The 22,034-nt window shown below is 55.8% G+C and carries 14 protein-coding genes; 11 read left to right on the forward strand and 3 right to left on the reverse strand.

Annotated features, from left to right (window positions below):
- The first annotated feature begins 40 nt into the window (after window positions 1-40).
- Together ahpF and OLTU_RS24135 are read left to right on the forward strand one after the other, a co-directional pair.
- Complete coding sequence (ahpF, locus tag OLTU_RS24130; protein WP_141735311.1) at window positions 41-1,591, forward strand: alkyl hydroperoxide reductase subunit F; 1,551 nt, start codon at window positions 41-43, stop codon at window positions 1,589-1,591.
- Entirely contained in the window at window positions 1,588-2,535 is a 948-nt protein-coding gene (locus tag OLTU_RS24135; protein WP_141735312.1) for a hydrogen peroxide-inducible genes activator, read from the forward strand. The genes ahpF and OLTU_RS24135 overlap by 4 nt, the downstream gene beginning before the upstream one ends.
- Before the next feature lies 1 nt (window position 2,536).
- Here OLTU_RS24135 and OLTU_RS24140 read toward each other — a convergent pair whose 3' ends face one another.
- Complete coding sequence (locus OLTU_RS24140) at window positions 2,537-3,304, reverse strand: hypothetical protein (protein WP_218110233.1); 768 nt, start codon at window positions 3,302-3,304, stop codon at window positions 2,537-2,539.
- A gap of 254 nt (window positions 3,305-3,558) precedes the next feature.
- On the opposite strand from OLTU_RS24140, the gene OLTU_RS24145 reads away from it, so the two are divergent.
- The 3 genes from OLTU_RS24145 to OLTU_RS24155 are packed head-to-tail and all read left to right on the forward strand — an operon-like array spanning window position 3,559 to window position 7,238.
- On the forward strand, window positions 3,559-5,175 hold the full coding sequence (locus OLTU_RS24145) for a tetratricopeptide repeat protein (RefSeq protein ID WP_141735314.1): 1,617 nt from the start codon (window positions 3,559-3,561) through the stop codon (window positions 5,173-5,175).
- Window positions 5,175-5,774 carry a PilZ domain-containing protein gene (locus OLTU_RS24150; protein WP_141735315.1) on the forward strand — a complete coding sequence of 200 codons (600 nt, stop codon included), beginning with the start codon at window positions 5,175-5,177 and terminating at the stop codon, window positions 5,772-5,774. Before OLTU_RS24145 ends, OLTU_RS24150 begins: the two co-directional genes overlap by 1 nt.
- 21 nt (window positions 5,775-5,795) lie before the next feature.
- Window positions 5,796-7,238: an HAD-IG family 5'-nucleotidase gene (locus OLTU_RS24155; protein ID WP_141735316.1), complete on the forward strand. Its 1,443-nt coding sequence runs from the start codon at window positions 5,796-5,798 to the stop codon at window positions 7,236-7,238.
- Here OLTU_RS24155 and OLTU_RS24160 read toward each other — a convergent pair.
- A complete protein-coding gene (locus OLTU_RS24160) occupies window positions 7,208-9,169 on the reverse strand; it encodes a DUF2779 domain-containing protein (protein ID WP_176736915.1) in 1,962 nt (653 codons plus the stop codon). The two genes, OLTU_RS24155 and OLTU_RS24160, sit on opposite strands and share 31 nt — an antisense overlap.
- A gap of 142 nt (window positions 9,170-9,311) precedes the next feature.
- On the opposite strand from OLTU_RS24160, the gene OLTU_RS24165 reads away from it, so the two are divergent.
- The 6 genes from OLTU_RS24165 (at window position 9,312) to OLTU_RS24190 (ending at window position 19,230) form a co-directional block, all read left to right on the forward strand.
- Window positions 9,312-9,704, forward strand: coding sequence for a DUF4234 domain-containing protein (locus tag OLTU_RS24165; protein WP_141735318.1), 393 nt, complete (start codon window positions 9,312-9,314; stop codon window positions 9,702-9,704).
- Entirely contained in the window at window positions 9,685-10,098 is a 414-nt protein-coding gene (locus OLTU_RS24170) for a DUF2752 domain-containing protein (protein WP_218110234.1), read from the forward strand. Before OLTU_RS24165 ends, OLTU_RS24170 begins: the two co-directional genes overlap by 20 nt.
- Window positions 10,099-10,255: 157 nt before the next feature.
- A complete protein-coding gene (locus OLTU_RS24175) occupies window positions 10,256-12,883 on the forward strand; it encodes an Hpt domain-containing protein (protein ID WP_176736916.1) in 2,628 nt (875 codons plus the stop codon).
- Between the two features lie 111 nt (window positions 12,884-12,994).
- Window positions 12,995-15,253, forward strand: coding sequence for a S9 family peptidase (locus OLTU_RS24180; RefSeq protein ID WP_141735321.1), 2,259 nt, complete (start codon window positions 12,995-12,997; stop codon window positions 15,251-15,253).
- A 240-nt stretch (window positions 15,254-15,493) separates the two neighbouring features.
- Entirely contained in the window at window positions 15,494-17,896 is a 2,403-nt protein-coding gene (locus OLTU_RS24185) for a serine/threonine protein kinase (protein ID WP_141735322.1), read from the forward strand.
- A gap of 5 nt (window positions 17,897-17,901) precedes the next feature.
- Window positions 17,902-19,230 (forward strand): tetratricopeptide repeat protein, encoded by a 1,329-nt coding sequence (locus tag OLTU_RS24190; protein ID WP_141735323.1) that lies wholly within the window; start codon window positions 17,902-17,904, stop codon window positions 19,228-19,230.
- Here OLTU_RS24190 and OLTU_RS24195 read toward each other — a convergent pair.
- Window positions 19,227-22,025 (reverse strand): response regulator, encoded by a 2,799-nt coding sequence (locus OLTU_RS24195; RefSeq protein ID WP_141735324.1) that lies wholly within the window; start codon window positions 22,023-22,025, stop codon window positions 19,227-19,229. The two genes, OLTU_RS24190 and OLTU_RS24195, sit on opposite strands and share 4 nt — an antisense overlap.
- Window positions 22,026-22,034 lie beyond the last annotated feature (9 nt).

Consider the following 22,034-nt stretch of genomic DNA (forward strand, 5'->3'; position numbering starts at 1 on the left):
TGGGGGCCTTGGGCCCCCTCAAACAAGGAGCAAGAGTCATATGCTTGATAAAGATCTAAAAGAACAACTTCAGGGTGTTTTCGCTGACCTGAAACATTCCATCGAACTCGCTGTGGATGCCAGCGACCACCAGCAGCAGTCTGAACTTTTGGACTTTTTAAGGGACCTTGCCTCCACCAGTCCAAACATTTCCGTCAAGGTGGGTTCCGCAAAATCGCCGGTTCCCCGCTTTCAAATCCTCAGGGATGGTGACGTCACGGGCGTCAGTTTCCGCGGCATTCCCGGCGGCCATGAATTCACCTCGCTGGTGCTGGCCATCCTGAACAGCGCCGGTCAGGGCAAACTGCCGGATCGCGGTCTCGTGCAACGTATTCAGGGTTTGCCTGACAATACCCAAATTCGTACCTATATCAGTCTGAGCTGTGAAAACTGCCCGGACGTGGTGCAGGCTTTGAATCAAATCGCCCTGGCTCATGGCAACCTGAATCATGAAATGGTCGATGGAGGCATGGTGCCTGATGAGCTGGAAAAGCTGAAAATCCAGGGTGTGCCCAGCGTTTTCTTGGGTGATGAACTGATCCACTCGGGTCGTTCCAACCTCGCCGAGCTGTTGACCAAACTCGAAACCAGACTCGGCACCCAGAAAAAATCCAGCGGCCCGCGTGACCTTGGGCACTACGATGTGGCCGTGATCGGCGGCGGACCGGCTGGAGTTTCGGCCGCCATTTACAGCGCGCGAAAGGGTTTGAAAACCGTGGTCATCGCCGAAAAAATCGGCGGCCAGGTTCAGGAAACCAAGGACATCGAAAACCTGATCTCGGTTATCAAAACCGAGGGTCCACAGCTGGCAGCCGCGCTTGATAAGCACATGGCGGCCTATGATATCCCGGTCCTGGAACATCGGCGTGTGGAAGAGGTGAACAGCGGGAAAAAACGCGAAGTCCTCTTTTCCAGCGGCGAGAAACTGACGGCGGATACTCTGATCGTGGCCACCGGTGCCAAATGGCGGGAACTTAACATTCCCGGTGAAAAGGAGTATATTGGCCGCGGTGTGGCCTTCTGTCCGCACTGTGATGGGCCCTACTATAAGGGTAAAAAAGTGGCGGTTGTCGGCGGCGGCAACTCCGGTGTGGAAGCGGCCATCGACCTGGCTGGCATCTGCTCCAGCGTGGTTCTTTATGAGTACATGGACAAGCTGAAGGCCGACCAGGTGCTCATCGACAAACTGAACTCGCTGCCGAACGTCAAAGTCGTCCTCGAAGCACGCACCACGGAAGTGGTCGGAAACGGTGATAACGTCATCGGTCTGCGTTACGAGGATCGCCGGGACAAGACTGAGCACGAGGAAACCCTGGATGGCGTCTTTGTGCAGATTGGTCTGTCACCGAACAGTGGCTTTATCAAGGATCTGGTCAACGTCAATCGCATGGGCGAAATTATCGTGGATGAAAAGGGCCGGACGTCGGTGCCTGGCATTTACGCCGCCGGTGATGTGACGACGACCCCTTACAAACAAATTGTGATCGCGATGGGCGAAGGAGCCAAGGTGGCTTTGGCAGCCTTTGAAGATCGGATGCGCGGTGAAATATGACCCTCACGCAGTTGAGTTACATCGTGGCCGTGGCCAACCACGGCAGTTTCGGCCTCGCGGCACGCAAGTGCCACGTAACCCAACCGACGTTGAGCATGCAGATCCAGAAACTGGAAGACATGCTCGGTGTGATCGTGTTTGATCGTTCCAAACAGCCGGTGGTTCTGACACCGATCGGGGCCCGACTGGTGGAACAGGCCCGTATCATCCTGCGGGAGGCGGATCGCCTCCAGGAAATCGTGCGTGAAGAGTCCGGACAGATTCAGGGGGACTTTCGTCTGGGAATCATTCCCACGATCGCCCCCTATCTGCTGCCACTTTTTCTGCAAAAATTCATCGATCGCTATAAGGCCGTGAATCTCACTGTCGAGGAACTCGAAACGGCCACCATCGTGCAGCGCCTTAAGGAGGATACGCTGGATGCCGGCATCCTTGCGACGCCTCTGCACGACAACGGGATCCTGGAAATCCGCCTCTACGATGAACCCTTCTTCGCCTGCTTCGCGGAAAACGATGAGCTGGCCCAGAAGAAAGTTCTACGGGAAAAGGATCTGCCGCTGGAACGTATTCTTCTGCTGAATGAAGGCAACTGTCTCCGCGATCAGATGATCAACCTTTGCCAGTTCAAAGCGCAAACGCCGAAGAAAAGTCAAAGGCTGCATTTTGAAAGCGGCAGTCTTACGACCTTGATTCGTCTCGTGGAACAGGGCTCCGGTTTTACCATCGTGCCCTATCTGGCGCTCGATACCGTTTCCCAGGAACGCTGCATCACGAGGCCGTTTGCCGATCCGCAGCCGGTGCGTGAAATCAGTCTGATCGTGCATCGCAGTTATGTGAAGCACAATATCCTGGAAGCGCTCCGCAAGGAGGTGCTCGACCATCTTCCGGAACGCCTGCTGGATTATCAGAAACACGACCATCGCCGGGTCGAATTCCAATGGTGACTCAGAGCTCGATTTCCTCACGCGGCCATGGGCACGACAGTTCGGGCAGATACACCCAGCCCTGCTCCTGAAAGAAGGCATTGTCCGGTCGCGAGCAGTAACCATAGAGTTCCAGAGCCGCGACAAATGCCGCTATGGCTGCCGAAAAACTTTCCACACTGGCCGCCACTTCATCAATGTCGTCCTCCTCCAGAAACCCGTGTTCATGCAGGGCCTCCAGCAGCTCGGTACGTCGTTCCCGTCCGACTTCAAAAGCCCGATACTGATAGGCCAGGTCGCGATCGAGCCCAAGCTGATCGACGAGGCAGCTGATCGCATGCGGCACGGAGGTCTCCCACAGACGAATCGGCCGCGGGAGAATATTCAGTCGCCTCTGCAGGGTCATGGCGCGCACCACGAGCGGTGCCTTGTTCGCGCTGTAGGTGGGTTCCTGAAGAGAGGGTGCCCATTGGAACCATTCCTTGACATCCCAAATACGCTGGGTTTGCGGATTCATCACCCGCTTGCGTTTGCGGCCCGTCTGGCTTTCCGCGAGTTTTTGCATATAAGCGACAGCGATATCCTCGCAGGCATTCACTCCCGGGCAGGAGGATCGGGTACAGGCCACGCAGGGCGGAACCGTCAAGGGGCTGTCGATCATGACCCGATCAGGTTCCTCGCGCCGCAAAAATTCAAAGAGTCGATCGTCCGAAAACAGCCGGTGGAGGGCACCCATACGGTCCAAAACCGCGTTGATCTTTAGGTTGCCTTCCCATGGGCGACCTGTCATGATCACGACTGTTGTTTTGGTGGAGTTGGGCCCTGCAAGGTGTATCCCAGCTACTTTGACAGTTTTTTCTACTTGCATAACAGGCCCCCAGGCTTGGCGTCGCTGATTAAAGGTAAAGGCATAGATTGTTATTTATGGGTATCCGTCGCCATCATTTCACCTGCCTCTTCCTGATTCTTGGACTTGAGTTCATTGTGCCGAATCTCGGTTGGGCGCAAAACGCTGAGCCGGGTAAACAGGATTCTAGCGTACTCGTGAAAGCACAAGAAGAGTTTTCCCAAAGGCGGTTTGTCGAAGCCTTGCAAACATATCGCAGCTACCTGCGTGACCATCCGGAAGATCAGGATACCTGGACGCGTTTCGCCGCCACATATTATCACACGGGACAGGCGCGTCAGGCTTTGGACTATCTGCGTCGTTCAAAACCATCCAATCGCTTGCGCGGCTTTAATCTTTATTATCAGGCTCTGTGTTTTGATGCGACGGGAGATCGCATGCGCGCCAAACGTTATTTGGCCAGGGTCAGCAAACTGGACGAGCCGCTGGCCGAAGATGCGCTCTTTGAGTTGGCGGCCATGGAATTTGAGGATGCCGATACCACAGCGGCGCGGACAGCTGCTGAAGAATATCAGAAGCGTTATCCGCAGGGTCGCTTTCGGGCGCAGATGGATTTGATTCTGAACCGCCTGACGCTGGCGGGCAAAGTCGAAGTGCCCGGCACCCAGCATGCCCGCTATCGCACCAGCTTCTTTGAGCAGCATCCGCTCTCGCTGCTCGCAGTGCCCCACTTCTGGTACTACCAGCTCGGCTACTATTATGAACGCAGCGAACGCTCGAATCCCGGTTATGAGGATGAGAGACCGATCATCAAAACCGGCGTGGCCTCCGAGGCGTTCAAGATCGTCGCCAATGCCGGGCTCGGCCTGGGACCTTTCAAAGGCAAGGGCACCGAGAGTTATGTCGGCTATATCTACGAACAGGATTGGCTGAGCGACGGCGATCGCCTGAAGGTGTGGACCGAGGATCCCGGTGATGTGCAATATTTTCCCTTTCGCCCGGACCTGATGGAACGGCGGCATCGGCTTTTTGTGGAAACCTCGGGGCAGTCCGGGGATTTTCTGCTGGGTGTCTACGGCCATTGGCAGTTTTATCGGGCGGGATCGGAATACTTTCCCGCACCGGAACGTCCTGAGATCCGCCAGGCCTTTGACGTCGGCACCGAGAATCTTTTGGTCCCCTGGGTCGAATGGAGCTACCATCCGCAGCATAGCGCCCGTTTTTATCTCCTCTTCCGCAAGTATCTGGACCGTCGTGAAAGCGATTCGAGTTTCAAGACCTATAACCTCTTCGGCTCCGGAGTGGATCCCTTCCTGAGCGCGACGATCGAACACAACAGCAGCTTCCCGAAACTCTGGGGCATGACCGTGTCGGCGGAACTCTTCCAGCATCAGTACGCATTCAATGACTTCTTTTACAGCTATACCAGCCGGGGTCTGGCGGGTCTGGTGCGCGTGGCGCCACGGCCTTTCCTGCACTTCAGCGGGCGCTTCGGCTGGTCGCAGGAGGATTATACCTACGATACGATCCAAAGCCTGGGTTGCGGGTCGCAAACCAGCGGCGAACCCACGGTTTGCCCAAGAATTGAAAATACTTTTAATTTGGGCGGATCGGTCAGCTATATCAACAACAAGCAACAGGCTCTCAGTCTGATAGGTCACTACCGCGATCACAAAAATGATAAATTGAAGGTATACAATGAAAGCCGGTTCGATGTGCTCATCCAGTTTACCCAGGCGTTCCCAACCCTGAATCAGGTCGGGCGCTACATCGAACCCTTCCGCGGTATTGCTGAATCCAAGGGAGCCTACTGATGTCCATCGATGAAGCTTCGCTCGAACTCATCCAGGAATGCGTCCAACGCAAGTCGCCGGTATTCTTTTCGGCCAGCGAAGTGAACATCGTTTTTCAAACCTATATCATGGTCATCAAAAACCGTTCGATCGTTCTGGCCAACACCGTGCCGCCGGAACACATCACGGGCGTGGCCCAATCGCAGCAGTATTTTCTGAAAATTCATTCGGTCCGCTTTGTCTCCGATCGCATCACCACCGACGGCGTGCATATCCTTTTTCCGCTCGAAGGCCTGCGTTTGATCGAAGACAGCCGCAGCGCCAAGCGCTTCATGTTCGATGCCAGCGAGCGCGTCGTGATGGAAGTGGTCAATCCCATCGATCAGGAAACCGTGCTGCGCAAAGCCATCCTCGACATGTCCACCACCGGGCTGTCCATTCGGACCCCGATGCAGTCCAAGCTCTACACACCAGGCCAGCGCTTTGAGAAGATGAAAATCATCATGGACGGCAAGGTCTACAATGAAGTCGACGGTCACGTCGTCTATCAGCAGACCTTTCTCAATCAAAAGGGCAAGAGCTACTGCCAGGTGGGCTTTAAGTTCGATAACGTTCCCTGATCGCCAAGGCTATTTCACACCATGCAAAAACTGAAAAAACATCAAAAGATCTACGTCAACCGTTCTCTGAATATGGCCAACATCAAGTCCATCGGCTTTGATATGGACCACACGCTGGTGCTTTACAATCGCGAGAATTTTGAAAACCTCGCGTTTCATGAGACCGTGAAAAAGTTTGTGGCGAACGGCTACCCCGAGGAACTGCTGAAGCTCAAGTTCGATCCGAACTTTGTGATCCGTGGGCTGCTCGTGGACCGTGATCGCGGGAACCTGCTCAAGGTCGATTCGCACAAGTACGTGAAGGTGGCGTTTCATGGGCATCGCAAACTCGACAAGCAGGAGCGTTACGAACTCTACAATGCCAAGAGCTTCAAGGCGGACGACTACCTGACCGTGGACACCTTCTTCGCGCAAAGTGAAGTGCAGCTCTTCACGGAAATCGTCGATTACATGCGCCGGCACCCCGGCCAGATTCAAAAGAGCTACCGGCAGGTTTATTCGGACCTGCGCGAATGGATCGATCTCTCGCATCAGGATGGTTCGATCAAGTCACGGGTTCTGGCCGAACCGGAAAAGTATATTGATCGCGATAAAAACCTGGTCGAAACCCTGGTGAAGCTGATCGATGGAGGCAAGAGCCTCTTCGTCATCACGAACTCCGACTGGAGTTACACCAACGCGGTGATGACCTATCTCCTCGATGGTCTGCACGATGACTTTCCGAGCTGGCGGGATTATTTCGAGCACATCATCGTCAGCGCGGGCAAACCCAATTTCTTCACCGGCAGCAATCCCTTTTATGAGGTGGTGACCGAGAAGGAAGGTCTTCTGAAAATGCACCGCGGCAGCTTTCTGCCGAAGCAGGTCTATCACGGAGGCAACGCGATCCTGTTCGAACGCCTGACCCATCAGAAAGGGGATCAGATCCTCTACTGTGGCGATCACATCTACGGCGATATCCAGCGGTCCAAGGAGCTTTTCAACTGGCGGACCCTGCTCGTGGTGCAGGAGCTGGAGGATCAGCTGAGCCGCCAGGAAAAGCTGCAGCCGGACTTTGAACGCATCATGGAGACCATCCATCAGGAGGAGGAGCTCCAGGATGAGGCGCAGTCCCTGCGTTCCGAGATCGGCAACCTGCAGCGCCGGCAGAAGATGGTCGGCAGTGACAAGCAAAAGGAAATGAAGCAGCAGCAGCGGCTGAAGGATTACATCGAGCAGCTCAACCGCAAGGAGATGCAGCTTGAGGAAATTCATAAGCAGATCAAACTGCAGATTGAGGCGCGGGAAAAAGCCCTGCACCCCATCTGGGGCGAGCTGATGCGGACGAGTCTCGAAAAGAGCCGCTTCGCGAAGCAGGTGGAATCCTACGCCTGTCTTTATACCAGCCGAGTGACCAACCTGCGCTTTTATTCATGCAGCCAGAAATATCGCTCCTATCGCGATATGATGCCCCACGACATGTAAGCAGGGGTCAGAAGTTCCTGGAAATGCTCGATGAGCATGACCATCGCCAGGGTATCGAGTTCGCAGTAACGCAGAAGGCCCTGGCGCAGAGCTTCAAATTCCAGATCGTTCATCTCGCTGAACTGCATCCGCGCAAAAGCCATCATCGCCGCGCCACCGTCGGCCACCTCATCATCATCGGAGAGAAAGGATTCCAGAATCTCGGGATCCACGTCGTTGAAAAGCGGCGGCAGCTGCTTGTAAGGATCGAGCAGGCGGCCGGCCTCATCCCTCTGCAGCCAGGTGTGATTGGTGTAATTGCGGGAAGCGATCGCCGCGCCATAGATGGGCTGGCTGTATTTTTCCTGCAGGACTTTGGAATCCGCCAGCACCGCCGGCAGCACTTTTTTGATGCTGTTGGAACCCTTGGTCAGGGGGTTGTACCAGGCTTTTTTCACCAGCTCCAGGAGATCGATCATGCAGCGCGGTCCTTCCCAGGTTTCGACGCTGTTGCCACCAGAGCGGGTGATGCTGCGGATGAACTGCATCAGCTCCTCCCGGTCCGGCTCCTGGCTGCCGCGCAGCTGCTCGAGGATCGCGCAGAGGATCGTGTTCTCATGGTTGGAGTAGCGAAAGATGCTGCCCTGGTCCCCTTCCAGTTCCTTTTTCAGAGCGCGCACAAAGGCAAAGTTCGGGAATTCGCCCTTCCTGGAATGAAGATACTCACCGGCATGCGTGACCTGACCGTCCTCGCTGATGATGTGATGGGAAAACTGAAAGGCGATCTGCTCATACGGCCGCCGCCCTTCATGAAAGGGAATGGCCACCGCTGTGGTTTCAAAGTCGATGCAATGCAAAGGATACTGCCAGGACTCGAGAGCGAGGCGCAGGTATTCATGATCGACAAAGGGACGGTTTTCCACCTGCAGCCACTGCCGGGCTCCGGTGCTCAGGCCATCACCTCCGCCGTCGATTTTCAGGTCCTCCTGCGTCACCTCCTGAAGCAGAAGACGGCCTTCACTGATGAGGCGTGGGGCATCCCGATAGTTCCAGAGATCGATGATCAGCCGTCCGGGCTCCGGGTCCTTTTTGAGTCTTGCTTTCCAGCATTCGTGAAAGCCACTTTTGCGTCCGCTGCCGGGTTCACTGCGATATTCACAGCGGCTGCAGGTCTTGCTCAGTTCACTGTCGATTTTGGTGGTGGACAGATACGCGCTGGCCCAGGCCAGGGCCTTGGTTTGAAAGTCCGGTTCAGCGAGCAGGCGCTCCACGTGTTCTTCGACAGAAATTGTCATCAGGATTTTCTGCCCCACATTGCTGAGGCAGGTGCCATCGGCAACCCTGATCTTATTGCGTCCCTTGCCTTTGGCGATTAGAAATTTTTGATTCAAACCCGAAACCGTGGCCACCTTGCTTTTGTCCGCGAAGACCAGATGCGGAACGACTTTAAAATGGGGAAAGGCCTGCCGGCAAACCATGGTTTGAAAGGCGATATCCTGAAAGTAAGGGTCCCACTTTGATTTCAGTTTGTAGACCTGCTTTTTCAAGGCTCTTTTATCGTAAAAGTCATCCGTATCGTCGGGATGAATGGACTTCGCCTTCACTTCATAGAGGCGAATGGTGGAACCCTGCTTCACGAGGATATCGGCCCGAATCAAAAAGGAGCCGGTGCGAACTGCAGCTTCATAAAGTGTAATCGTGTCCTTTTGCAAAAGCCTTTCGGTTTCCGCCAAAGCCTCATCCGGGTTCAGCGTCGCGACTTCAACGCCATCGGGAAAATAGATCCGGGCCAGCTCTCCAACCTGAAAACCGCCATAGGCCAGAGCCCGCAAAAAAGGGTCGTCCAGACTCCGATTTTCATAAATATCAGGCTGCGCGTGATAGAAGAGTTTCGTCGGGCATTCCAGAGCCTTTTTGTGCAAGGACTTGGTAAAATAGCGGACTTTGGTCATAGGCAGGACCATATGCGAGAGGTGAGTACGATTCTTTTTTTAGTCTAGCACTGCGCTATTGACCGCCCCTAAGGGTGGGCATAGACTGCCTACTGGGTCCTGCTTTTGGGACTTCCGAAAAATTGGCAAGGAAGGGGAAGACGTGCTGGTGCATCAACGCAGCGAAATGGAAAAGAGGATGGCGGCACCTCAGTATGTCCGCAGCGTGGCGGTGGACATTATCCTGACGATCGTCCTATGCGGTCTTTGGAATATCTGGGTTCAGGCGCGGCAGATGCGGGCGGTGAACTACATGATCAACAAGGACAAATATCATTTCCTGCCCTGGCTGCTCCTGACTCTGATAACCTGCGGTCTCTGGCACATTTATCACGAGTATCGCAAGAGCCAGGATATTTCGCTGGCGATGAACAAAGGGCCCGGCGACAACAGCCCGATCGTGCATCTTCTTCTTTCGATCTTTGGTCTGAGCATCATCGCGGATGCTCTGCAGCAATCGGAGATTAATAGTTACTTTGGGGATCAGGGACTCTAAGCGAGCGATCGCCGGCATTCTGCTTGTTCTGTTCTGGATCGGCCTCGGCCTGGTCCATGACCTTCCCCTCTCGGCGGAAGGCTGGGCTGCGTTGGTGCCGCTGCGCTGCCCCTTGTCCTTTCTCTTCGATATCCAATGTCCCACCTGCGGACTTGGCCGCTCTCTCGTGGCGGCAGCCCTTTTTCATGGCCGGGAATCGCTGCATTTTCATCCCCTGGGCCTGCCGCTTTTCTGGGGCGGACAGATTCTGCTTTTGGGATGGATGCTGGGGCCGCGGAGCTGGTCGTCCTTATTCTCGCGAGGGCGGGATTTCGTCGGGCGTCATCAGCTGCTTCTATGGTTGGTGATCGCTCTTTATAGCCTCTGGGGCTTCTGCTGGCGGGTGCCGCTCTAGTGCTGCCCTGATCATGAACGAAGAACAAGGCAGAAATGGTGCCTCTGCCTTGCGCCTCGATTCCATTATCCTAATCCATAGGACACGACTGAACCCAGGGAACCCCGTGCAGGCAGCCACCCAACATCATCAGCGAGGCTCATGGCAAGGATTCAGGTTGGCCACCTGGCTCTTGACTCTTGGCCTATTCCAATTTTTTCCAACTCGGGCTTGGGCCGAGCTTCGTCCCCAGCATCCCCTTGCCGTGGCTTTGAAGCTGGAATCGATGACCGAAAACGAGGCGCGCATCCAGGCCGTTCGCACCTACCTGGAACGCCCGAAGCTCAGCTCTGAAGACCGCTATCAGGCCGCGTACGTTTTGAACGACATTCTGCTTGAGAACGGAACCGTCGGGGAACAGGAGGTCGCGCGGAATTGCAAGCAGTGGCCGCCTCGAACCCAGGATCTGTGGGAACGGATCACCTGTTTGATCGTGGATCGGGCCCAGGCTCCTGCCATCCGCTCCGATGAAATGTTTCGAATCTTTGACCAGGCTCTGGAACAGCACACAGGAGACGCACTTGCTGCCAGGATCGCACAAAGAATTTCCGGTATCCTGACGGATCAGGGCGACTATGCCCGCACCTCGGATATGCTGCGACGGGCCTTGAAGGCCATCCCGCCTGGGCATGAAAAGCTCAGGGCGGACCTGAACACCAACATCGCCTATATCTATACGAGTCCCAACTACCCCACCGATGTCATCAAAGAGGGCTTGCGCATCTTCGATGAGGTTGAGCCTCACTACCTGAAGCTCAATACGAAAACATCGTTGCGTCAGGCGGCTGTCAATAAATTTAACAAGGGTATTACCTATCTCTTCGTGCTCAAAGATTACGTCAAAGCTGAACAGGAACTGAGCGGGATTCCATTCGAGGCCTCGCCCAGCATGCGTCCTGATACCCTCCTGTTCCATAGCTTCGCCCTCGCCAAGCTAGGACGGAAGGATAAGGCGCGCACTCTCTTTCAGCAGATCGCCCTGGAAGAACTGAAGGAACTCCATCGCCATGACTTTCTCCGCTGCTTCATGACCCTGACGGCCCATGCCCTGGATCTGCAGCATGATTTTAACTTGTGCACGAATCTCTCTCCCGAGACTCAGTCGGACGTGATCCTCAATATCACGTCGGAGCTGGCCCAGTTGGATCTTCCCGATGCCATCAAGATCAAGGTCTGGCAGCAGTTCTGGAGCTTTTACCGCCAGAAGATCGAGCCGGAATTCCAGCGCGCGGTCCAGACGTCCATCGATGCCCTGGAGCTGCAGCGGGCTCGAAATGAAGCGGCGACCAAGGACCTGGAGCTGAAGAATCTTGAAATCTATCGCTATCTCTCCTTGGTCTTCGTTATCCTGGCTTTCACTCTGCTGGCCTCGTTCGCGCTGGCTGTGATCAGTCTGCGGAAGCTGAATCGCAAGAACCAAACCATTTCCCAGCAGTCGCACCAGATTCACGAGAAGAATTCGCAGTTGAATGGCATCCTCAACAGCATGCAGGAAGCACTGTTCCAACTGGACCCAAGTCTGACGATCCTCCCCGGCCGCTCAGCTTATACGGGACGCCTCTTTCCGGAGTCGGTCGCATCCTTTGCTGACATCATCGCGCTCACCTCGGTTTCGGCTGCGACGCAGGCTCACATCCTCGAGACCTTGAAAGCCATCATCGGGGAGAATAGTCTGGCCTGGGACTTGAATGTCGCCAATCTTCCCAGTGATCTGGCCATTGCCGACCGTATCTATAACTTCCACTGGCAACCCGTCATCAAGGATGATCTCTGTCATATCATGACTGTCTCTGTCCGTGATGTCAGCGAGCTGAGGGCATCGCAGCAAAGGCTCGAGCAAGCCCGAAATCAGGCCGCGGGACGCATCAAGATGCTGGAGCAGCTGTTCCTGACCTCGGATCATCAGCAGGCTCTGCAGCTTTTCGAAGAACTGCAGGGCCAGGTCAAGGACCTCCCCCTGCTCATGGATCCCGCTCAGGATCACAAGCCCATGCTCCGGCGCATCCATACCTTCAAGGGTGTTGCGCGAACATTGCATCTCGATCCTCTGAAAGATGCTGCGCATGATCTGGAATCCGCTTATGCCAGTCACGATCGTAATTGCCTGCAGAGCAGCATTGAAATGATCACGACTCTGGCCGCTGAATATGGATCCATTGCAAGACTCTTCAGTCTGCAGCATCGCCCCTATTGCCTCGGTGATTATGTGTGGCAGGTCGTTCAACCTTTGCGCACGCGCTTAATCGAGGCCGGCCTGCCTCCCCTTCAATGTCACGTTGAGGATGGCCTCGGCCCCCTGCAACCCTTTGAGGCCCTGGTCTATGAAATCGTTTTGCATGGCCTGACCAACGCCTGCGATCACGGCTACCTCCAGCATCTTCAATCGGAGAGCGTCACGAGCATCGCGGTGCCCTTTATTAAAGTCAAAGGCGAAAGGAGTCGCGACGGTTGGGTGATTGAGATTCAGGATAATGGTTCAGGACTGAACTGGTCCGAGATTGAAAAGCTCTGCCGGGAACACCACTTCACTCCACAAGCGGGGCGGCCGGCCTCGGATATTCTGCTCCTGGATTCCATCAGCACAGCCCGCACCATCAACGAGGTATCAGGTCGCGGCTTCGGTCTGGCTGTCATTGCCTCGCAGCTAGCCAGTCGCGGGGGAACAGCCATGCTTCTCGATAATCCGGATGGATCCGGAACGCTCCTGCGCTGCTACTGGCCGGAGTCTCTGGCTATGGCGAGCTAAGGAGTGGTGGGACGCTCGTGTAAAAGCCTGCTTTGATTTTCCCGCAACCCGTGGTAACTATCCGTCTGGATCCTATCTCAAACGCACCACATCGCAACAAAGCAGGACATCATGAGCCTACGTCCCATTTATGGTTTTCCCACTCTGCTGCGCCTGTCCCTTTGGAGCAGCCTTCTCATACCCATGGCTTCTGCGCTCGCTGAACCCGGGCCGACACCGGCGGTTGAACCCTGGCAGGAGCTGCGGGAACAGCTCCGTTCGACACGCAATTTTCGATTAGGCGCGCCTTTCAATGTGCACGTTCTGGATGACGGCGCGCGGGTTCTCTATCAAAAGGCGATACCGCCTTCGACGGCAGCCGCTGTTTATGAATTCGATCGTCGGACCGGCAAGGAAACCAAGGTGCTGGATGCCGCGATGCTATCGCCAGGCGAGGGCCCGGTTTCCGCCGAGGAAAAGGCCCTGCGCGAACGCCTGCGCCTGCTCACGGGCGGCATCAGTTTTTATGAGAATGATCCCCAGGGCGCCTGGATCCTCACACCGGTGAAGGGCAAACTTTTTCTTTATGATCGTAAAACGCAAAAGAACCGCGAGATCGGTCCAGGTCAGGGACCAGCCTTTGGTCCAAAGATTTCCCCCGATGCCAAACAGGTGGCCTTTGTGCGCGCGAGCAATCTTTATGTGGCTCCCCTCAGTGGTGGAGCCGCTGTGGCTCTGACCAAGGGCGGCACGGAGGAGAAAAGTTTTGGTGTGGCGGAATTCATCGCGCAGGAGGAACTGAATCGCAAGGATGGGTTCTGGTGGTCGCCGGATAGCCGGACGCTTTTGCTGCAGGCCGTCGATCAAAGTCATGTGGAGCGCCTCTCCATCGCCGATCCCTTCCGTCCCGATGCGGAGCCGCAGCGGCCTTATTATCCAAGGCCCGGCAAGGCCAATGCGAAATTCCGCTTTGGTTTTATTTCAGCCAAGGGAGGAGCGATCACCTGGATTGATTTTGGCAAGGAACCTTTTGAATATGTGGGTCCGGTGCAGTGGAGCAAACACGGCAAGCCCTCTTTTCTGCTCCTGAATCGCCTGCAGAATGAAGCCCGCCTGGTCATCGCGGATCCCAAAACGGGCCGTACTCAGACCCTGCTCAAGGAAACCGACGCCGCGTGGGTGGATATCGATCGCTCGGTTCCGCTTTGGCTTCCCAACAAGCAGGGTTTCATCTGGTCGTCCGAACGCACGGGTCCGAAGCGTCTCGAACTCCATGATGAAAGCGGACGTTTCCTGCGCATGCTCAGTCCAGAAAATCTGCACGTGCGCGGTGTCCTCGGGGCGTCAGCGGATGGTCAGACTGTTTATTATGAAGCCGCGGCGGACAGCGTCGCTTCCCAAATTTATGCCACCCGCATCCAGGATGGCAGCACGCAGCCCGTTCTGCAGCAGGAGGGCGGCAGCGCGGCTGTAACAAGCCGTTTTCATGAACAGCTTTTCGCCGCCCGGGTCACCACACTCCAGGGTGATGATAAAACGATTGTGCGCACCTGGACGGATGACAAGGAGCAGGTGCTGCCCTCGGCCGCGGCGGAGCCCGTGATGAAGACCAATGCCACGATCGTGCGCATCGGTCCGCAGGAGATTCGCACGATCATCATTCGTCCGTCCAATTTTGATCCGAAGAAAAAGTATCCGGTCCTGGAGCATGCCTATGGCGGTCCTGGTTCGCTTCAGGTTCGCGCTTCAGGCCGGCCTTACCTTGAGGATCAGGTGCTGGCCGATGCCCTGCAGACCGTGGTCGTGCGCATGGATACGAGGGGCACCCCGGATCGCGGCCGGGATTGGGAAAAGGCCATCTTCAAAAAGTTTGGCTCCCTGCCGGTGGAGGAACACGCGGAAGCCTTGAAACTTCTTTGCCGGGAGTATCCGGAACTCGATGCGAATCGCATCGGCGTCTTCGGCTGGTCGTATGGCGGTTACTTTGCGGCCTATGCGGTCCTCGCGCGCCCGGATGTTTACAAGGCCGGTGTCGCTGGTGCGCCTCCCGTGGATTGGTTGGACTATGATACGGCTTACACCGAACGTTATCTTGGGCTGCCGGAGAAGGATAAGGATGCCTATGCCTCCAGTTCGCTTCTGACTCTTCTGCAACCGGAGCGCCGCTCCAAAACACCAAGGCCGCTGCTGGTGATTCACGGCACGGCGGATGACAATGTCTTCTTTTTCAATTCCATGAAATTGGTCGACAGTCTGGAGCGGGCCGCCTGGCCGTATGAATTCCTTCCTCTCATGGGTCAGACCCATATGATCTCCGACGCGGAATTGGATGCCCGACGCTTTGAGCGCACTCTTCATTTTTTCCGCCAGCATCTCCAGTTGACGAAATAAATCCTGAGCTTTCCTGGCCATTTTTTTTGGTCAGGAGGGCCTTCGCTTTCTGAAATATCATTGCTTTCAAAGACTTGCCCATCCCTGACCCGCAAGAATGATTCAAGTTCGCATTTTGACAGCCAAAACTCCCAGACGCCGACTTAAGTGCCACCCGCTTCAGACCGATAGGAGGAGCGGAAACAAGCGCCCCTTTCGCTCAAACCCGGTAGGGAAATTTTTCCCTGCAAGCACAGAGACATGGGTCGAATGCAGAAACAGCTGATCGGCAATCGCTATCGAATCAAAGGCCTCATCGGAGAAGGGGGCATGGCCTCCGTGTATGCGGCCCTTGATGAAAAACTCGATCGCCGGGTGGCCATTAAGATTTTGCACCAGCATTTGGCGCGCAATCCTGATATCCGCGAGCGATTCCTGCTCGAAGCCAAAACGGTATCGAACCTTGACCATCCGAACATTATTAAAGTCTATGATTTCTCGGGTCTTGACTCCGAACAGCTCTGGATGGTGTCGGAAATCCTTTATGGGGTGGACCTTGCGGAGTATGTGAAGCGCTATCCGAAAAATCGTCTGCATCCTATCGTGGCGATCCTCATCACCCGGGAAGTCTGTCGGGCTTTGCACGAGGCGCACAAGCTGAATATCGTGCATCGCGATATCAAACCTGAAAACATCATGCTGCTCGACTCGGGTCAGGTGAAACTCATGGACTTTGGGATTGCCAAGGTGCATCGGGCCAAAGCCACCCAGACCGGGACCTTCATGGGTTCACCGAGCTACATGTCGCCGGAACAGATCCGCGGCAGCGATGTCGATGTGCGGGCGGATATCTACAGTTTGTCCGTGCTCTTCTATGAAATCGTCACGGGTGTTCTGCCCTATTCCGGTCAGACCACAGCGGAAGTGATAAACAAGATCATGGTGGGGCGCTATACCGCAGCCAATCTTCTGGCTCCCGACCTGCCCTTTGTCATCAACGAGATCATCAACAAAGGTTTGAAAAGTGCCAAGGAGGAACGCTTCCAGGATATCCTGGAAATGTCCGGAGCCCTGGATCAATTTCTCAAAGGCTTTGGCTTCAGCGAAAGCTCGAAGGAGCTGGAGCAGTATACCAACAACCGGATGGCCTTTGATGAGCGCCTCGCCAAACTCAAATTGCCGAAGACCACGGTTCCCAAAATCGAATCGCATAAGAACATCCTGGATCAGAGCAAGCCTCGCAGTTCACGCAGTCACTACACCTCCATCAACCGCGAAGGGTCGGATCACGCCGCGGAAACCAGAGCTCTGAGCCAGCCCAAGCCGTCACGCTCGAACACCACACCGCCGCGTGCCGCACGTCCTGTGGATGGCAATCAAAATAACGCGGGTTCGCGCGGACATGCACCGCAGCAGAAACATATGAATCATCATCCCGGCGCCGCGGGTGATCAGCCCACGCAGATACTCCCGCAGCCACCGCCGGCGAATGTTCCACCGCCGCGTCCGTCGCAGCCGACCCATTATCCTCAGTCGCCTGGGCGTCCTCCGGCCACGATTCCGCCGCAGTCGGTGCAGTCGCGTTCCCAGCGATCGAAACCACAGAAGGCGATCATTCGGGAGGTGGGCAGTTTTGAGCGGCGCAAGAAATCGAACAGCAGCACCTATGTGATCTTTGGTCTGATTGCGGCCATTGCTCTGGTCTTTATCTTTGGCGGCGACAAGCTCATGAACCAGGTGAAACGCGACAGTTCGCGGGTCGCCCAGCAGCTCGAGCAAAAGAACAGAAAGGGCGCAAATCCACGCGGTGATTCATCGTCCCGGTCGAACAGAACAGACCAGGATCCGGCTCCCGTGGAAACGCCAACGCCCCCCATGGTGGAAAGCCAGACGGTGGTGATCGATAACAACAAGCCGCCCGTTGTCAGCGAAAAGGAAACCGCCACCTTTAAATCCGGGCGGGCGGTGGTCACCACCAATAAGACCCTGAATGGACCAGGTCGCGCGAACAAGGCGTCCATGCCGACGCCATCCGAGACCGCATCCCGGGGAAGAAACCCGGGGGCAACCACGCCTCAGCCTACGCCGGATCCTGTGCCGACGGTGCCTCCGGTGAACGAGGGTCGCCCTCAGCTCGCCTCGGTTCCTGAAAGAAGCGCACCGGTCACCGACCGTCTGCCGCCGGAACCGCCGAAAAAGGGCGAGCCTGGCATTCTGCGGGTCACGGCACTGCCAGCCGCGGAAATCTTTATCGATGGCAAACCCTATGGAACCACCAATGACCCTGAGATCGCGAGTCAAGGCATACGACTGGATCCGGGTTCCTATTCCCTGCGTTTGAAGCGCAGGGGTTACCGGATTGATGAGCAGCAGGTTCAAATCAAAGCCAGTGAACAGAAGAATGTGAACGTAACGCTGCTGAAAACCGTGGACCTGGTCGAGCTGAATATCCGTTCCAATCGCAACCCGGCGCAGCTTGTCATAGAGGACTTAAAGGACGGCGGGCGGCGCAAGGAAGTGAATATGACGCGACCTTCCATGATTTTGAATCTGCGGCCGGGCACCTATCGGGTGGTCGTGACTTACGAGCAGGAAGTCGTCAGTCGCGTGTTTGAATTGAGGGAGAACGATGGTTCCCAGACGTTTACAGCTGACTTCAAGTGAATGCGATGGAGACGTCACGTTTTAAAGATCTGCGACCCAGACCTTGGCTGAGGCGACTTCTCACAGTCTGTCTCGCTGGGCTGTTCTTTGTCTTCGTTTCCCCCTCCGCGACCGGCAAACCCTCGGCCTATAAGCAGGGTCTGCAGCATTATGCCAAGGGCGAATTCGATAAGGCCATACAGGATTTGCAAAAGGCCCTGAAGAAAAAGCCCAGCAAATCAGAAAAAGTGAAAATCTATAAATATATCGGTTTGAGCCATTATACACTGGGCCGTCAGGCCGAGGCTGGGAAGAATTTTGAACAATGCCTGGCCACCGATTTGAGTTGCAGCATCGAAGCGAAGGAAGCTCTCGATGAATCCGTGCTGCCTTTCTTTCAGAATATCAAACGCGCAATCACGGAGCGAAAAAACGCGCCCAAGCCAAACACTCGCATTCTGGTGAAATCCCCGGTCAAGGATGCTGAAATCCTCATGGATGGCATCCTTCTGGGTCCTGTCAATACTTCACTCGAAGCGCCGCCCGGCACCCGGGAGATCATTCTGCAGGCGAAAGGCTATCGCCCACGGCGGGTGAAGATCGCCGTGAACAAACTCGTGGAAAATGTCTACGAGATCGACCTGGAAAAGCAGCCGTCCAAAGCGGTGGAGAAGGAAAAAGAGAAGGACAAGGATAAAGCCCGACAGCAGCGAATCGCACGGGAAAAGGAGAAGGAACGCGAGCGGCGGAAACTGGAAGCCCGCCGGGCGCGCGAAGAGAAAAAGGACAAGGTTCCGCCGGTCCTGCCGGCCGAGGATGAGAGCGCGAGAAAGCTCGCCGATCCGCCTGAATCCAAAAAGAACAGCCTCGCCATGCCCGAGGAAAAAGGTCCGCAGACCTCAGACTCCTCGTCCGATGAACCGATCGAGCTGGAACGCGAGCCGGTGAGTTTTGCGCATTTCATGCCGCTGGGCGCGGGGCAATTTTATAACGGGGATTTTCTCCTCGGCACCCTGTTTCTGGGCACGCAGCTTTATGCGGTCGGTGTGATCGTTCAAGCCACCCAGGATATCCAGCAGGCCGAGGACAATGAGCTGGCTGCCATCCGACGCGCGCAGGTGGACCCCACGGTTTCCCAGGAGGATCTTGATGCCTTCTCCGAGGCCAAGCGTGTTTTTGTGAAGGAAAAACAGGAGCGCCTGAATCTGGCTCTTGGAGCCGCGGCCGGCACCTATGTCTTTGGTGTGCTGCATGCGCTCATCATGAGGCCTTATGTCCTTCCCACGACGGTCACCATGCAACTGCAGCCCGCACCGGAGCAGGGACTGCAGCTGCAGGTCCATTGGGATTTTTAAATGGTCCGCGGCAACTGACTGGTCGCCGGCGCCTGCCGATCCTTTTTCAAGTGGCTTCCATATTGCACGAGCGTCTGAATCAGCACCTTGCGGCTGATAGGCTTGCTGATATGGGAATTGAAACCACTGGCGAGGCAGCGCTGTCGCTCTTCACCCATCGCATGCGCGGTGAGCGCCACGATCGGCTTGCCATAACCCTGGCGTCGCAGTTCCTGAGCCGCGGCATAGCCATCCATCTCGGGCATCTGCAAATCCATGAGGATGCAATCGAACTGACCTGCGAGCGCTTTCTGCACGCCTTCCCGTCCGTTTGAAGCGGTTTCCACTTTCACGCCGCTCATCTTCAGCATCCGGGTCACGAGCAGCTGATTGTCCTGGCTATCCTCGACCAGAAGCACACGCAGATGTTCCAAGGACACATTGAGCTCCTCATGGCGAGCCTCGGCCCCGGCACGAACCGGAGCCACGGCGCGCATGGTTTCACCGGGATCGATCGTCACGATGAATTCACTCCCCACACCGGGGATGCTGCTCGAAAGCTCCACATCGCCGCCGAGGGAATTCGCGAGTTTTTTCGATAGCACAAGACCCAGCCCGGTCCCTCCGAAGCGTCGGGTTGTGGAACTGTCCGCCTGAGCAAAGGGTTCGAAAAGTCGTGTGGCCTGGGTGGTGCTGATCCCGCGACCGGTGTCACGGATGATAAACGCCAGTCGTTGACCGCGCTCCTCGATGTCCATCTGTTTGATGATGACCGAGATCATGCCGTGATCGGTAAACTTGATGGCATTGCCCACAATATTGAAGAGCACCTGCCTGAGACGCAGGGGGTCGGTGGTGATATGCGAGGGTACCTGGCCTTCTGTCGTCACGGTCAAACGCAGGCCCTTTTCCCGCGCTTCCAGGGACAGCAGCATATTGATATCGGTGAGGATATCATCCAACGGCACAAGCACCTTTTCCACGTCCAGCTTGCCCGCCTCCACCTTCGAAAGATCCAGAATATCATTGATGATATTAGACAGGAGTTTGCCGTTGCGCTTGATGACTTCGACGCAATTCATGCGCTCCGCCAGGGGCTGATTTTCGTCGAGCATCAGCTCGGAAAAGCCCATGACCGCACCGAGCGGCGTGCGAATTTCGTGGCTCATATTCGCCAGGAACGCACTCTTCGCTTTGTTGGCGGCTTCGGCGAGTTCCTTGGCGGCCACCAGCTCCTCCTGCTTTTTCCGGAGCAGGCGTTCAATCCGCTCGCGTTCACTGATCTCAGCCCGTAAGGCCTTGTTGGCAAGTTCGAGTTCCGCCGTGCGTTCCTTGACCCGGATATCCAGGATTTCATAGGCTCGCTGCAGAGTCTCATCGGCAGTCTTGCGATCGGTGATATCACGCGTGACGATAGCGAAGCCGCGCAATTGGTCCGAGGAATCACGCAGCGCGGTGATCACGGAGTTGGCCCAGTACATGGAACCATCCTTGCGAACCCGCAAAGCTTCCTCTTCGAATTTGCCATCCTCAATCGCCCGGCGCAGTCCCTCTTCCGGAATGCCCTGCTGCTTCGCCTGCTCGGTGTAAAAGCAGTCGTGACGTTGACCGATGATCTCTTCGCTCTCGTAACCCTTGATCCGCCGGGCGCCATCGTTCCATGTGCGCACATTGCCTTTCGGATCGAGCATATAAATCGCGTGATCCTTGACGCCTGCGACCAGCAGACGGAAACGTTCTTCACTTTCCTTGAGGGTTTGCTCGGCTTTTTTCCTTTGGATGAAAAGTCCGACGCGAGACCCAATATCGACCAGGGCCGACAGCACGAGGCCATCCTCGCTGTCGATGCCGGGATCGATAAATTCCACAACAGCCACGAGTTCATCGCCTTCCCAGATGGGCAGAGCCACGATCCCGCGTTCCTGGAGATCATCGAACCTTCGTTCGCCCTGCAGGTGGCTGGATCCCTCGCGTATCCACACGGGACAGGCCTTTTCCCAGGCGATGCCGACGCCATCCTCACCTTTTTCGATCTGGACTCTCCTGGTGCGTTCGGCCAGTTCCAGCATGGCCGGCGCCTGATCGTTCCAGATGTGCTGGACCTGAAGGTGCGACCGGCTGCTGTCCACCACCCAGATCGCCGCCCAGCTCCATTCGAGGCCGCGTCCCACGATTTCGAGAAGCCGCGGCATTGCATCATTGATGTTGTTCGACTCCGCCAGAATTCGGGTCACATCCAGCTGAATGCGCTGCAGCTTTTCAATGCGCTTTTTGTAAGCATTTTCCAAAAGGGCTTCGCGGATTTGCTGCGATTGGATCGCCGCCTGCCGTTTCAGCTCCGCAATGCGATATTCCTTTTCGCGTCGTTCACTTTCCAGCAGCTCGGCCACCTGGCTGCGAATCAGCATTTTTTGCCGGAAGAGCTGCACAAAGACAGCAACCTTGGCTTTCACCACTTCAGGCGCCAGGGGCTTTTGCAGGTAATCCACTGCACCGACGTCATAGCCGCGAAAGATATCCCCGACATTGGCTTCCATGGCCGTCAGGAAAATAATGGGTATCTCGCGCAGACTTTCGGATTGTTTGATCCGCTGCGCAAGCTCAAACCCGTCCATTCCCGGCATCATTACATCAGCAAGGATGACGGCGAATTCGGCGGTTTTCAACTTCTCCAGGGCTTCCTTCCCAGAGTTTGCCATGACAAGGTTATAGTCCGGCATGCACAGAAAGGATTCCAACGCGATCAGATTGCTCGGCTTGTCATCGACCAACAAAATATTAACTGTTGGCTGCGCTTCAGCCGCTGCCGGATCCATAATGTCTCC

This window comes from Oligoflexus tunisiensis (assembly GCF_001748245.1).
Lineage (GTDB): Bacteria > Bdellovibrionota_B > Oligoflexia > Oligoflexales > Oligoflexaceae > Oligoflexus > Oligoflexus tunisiensis.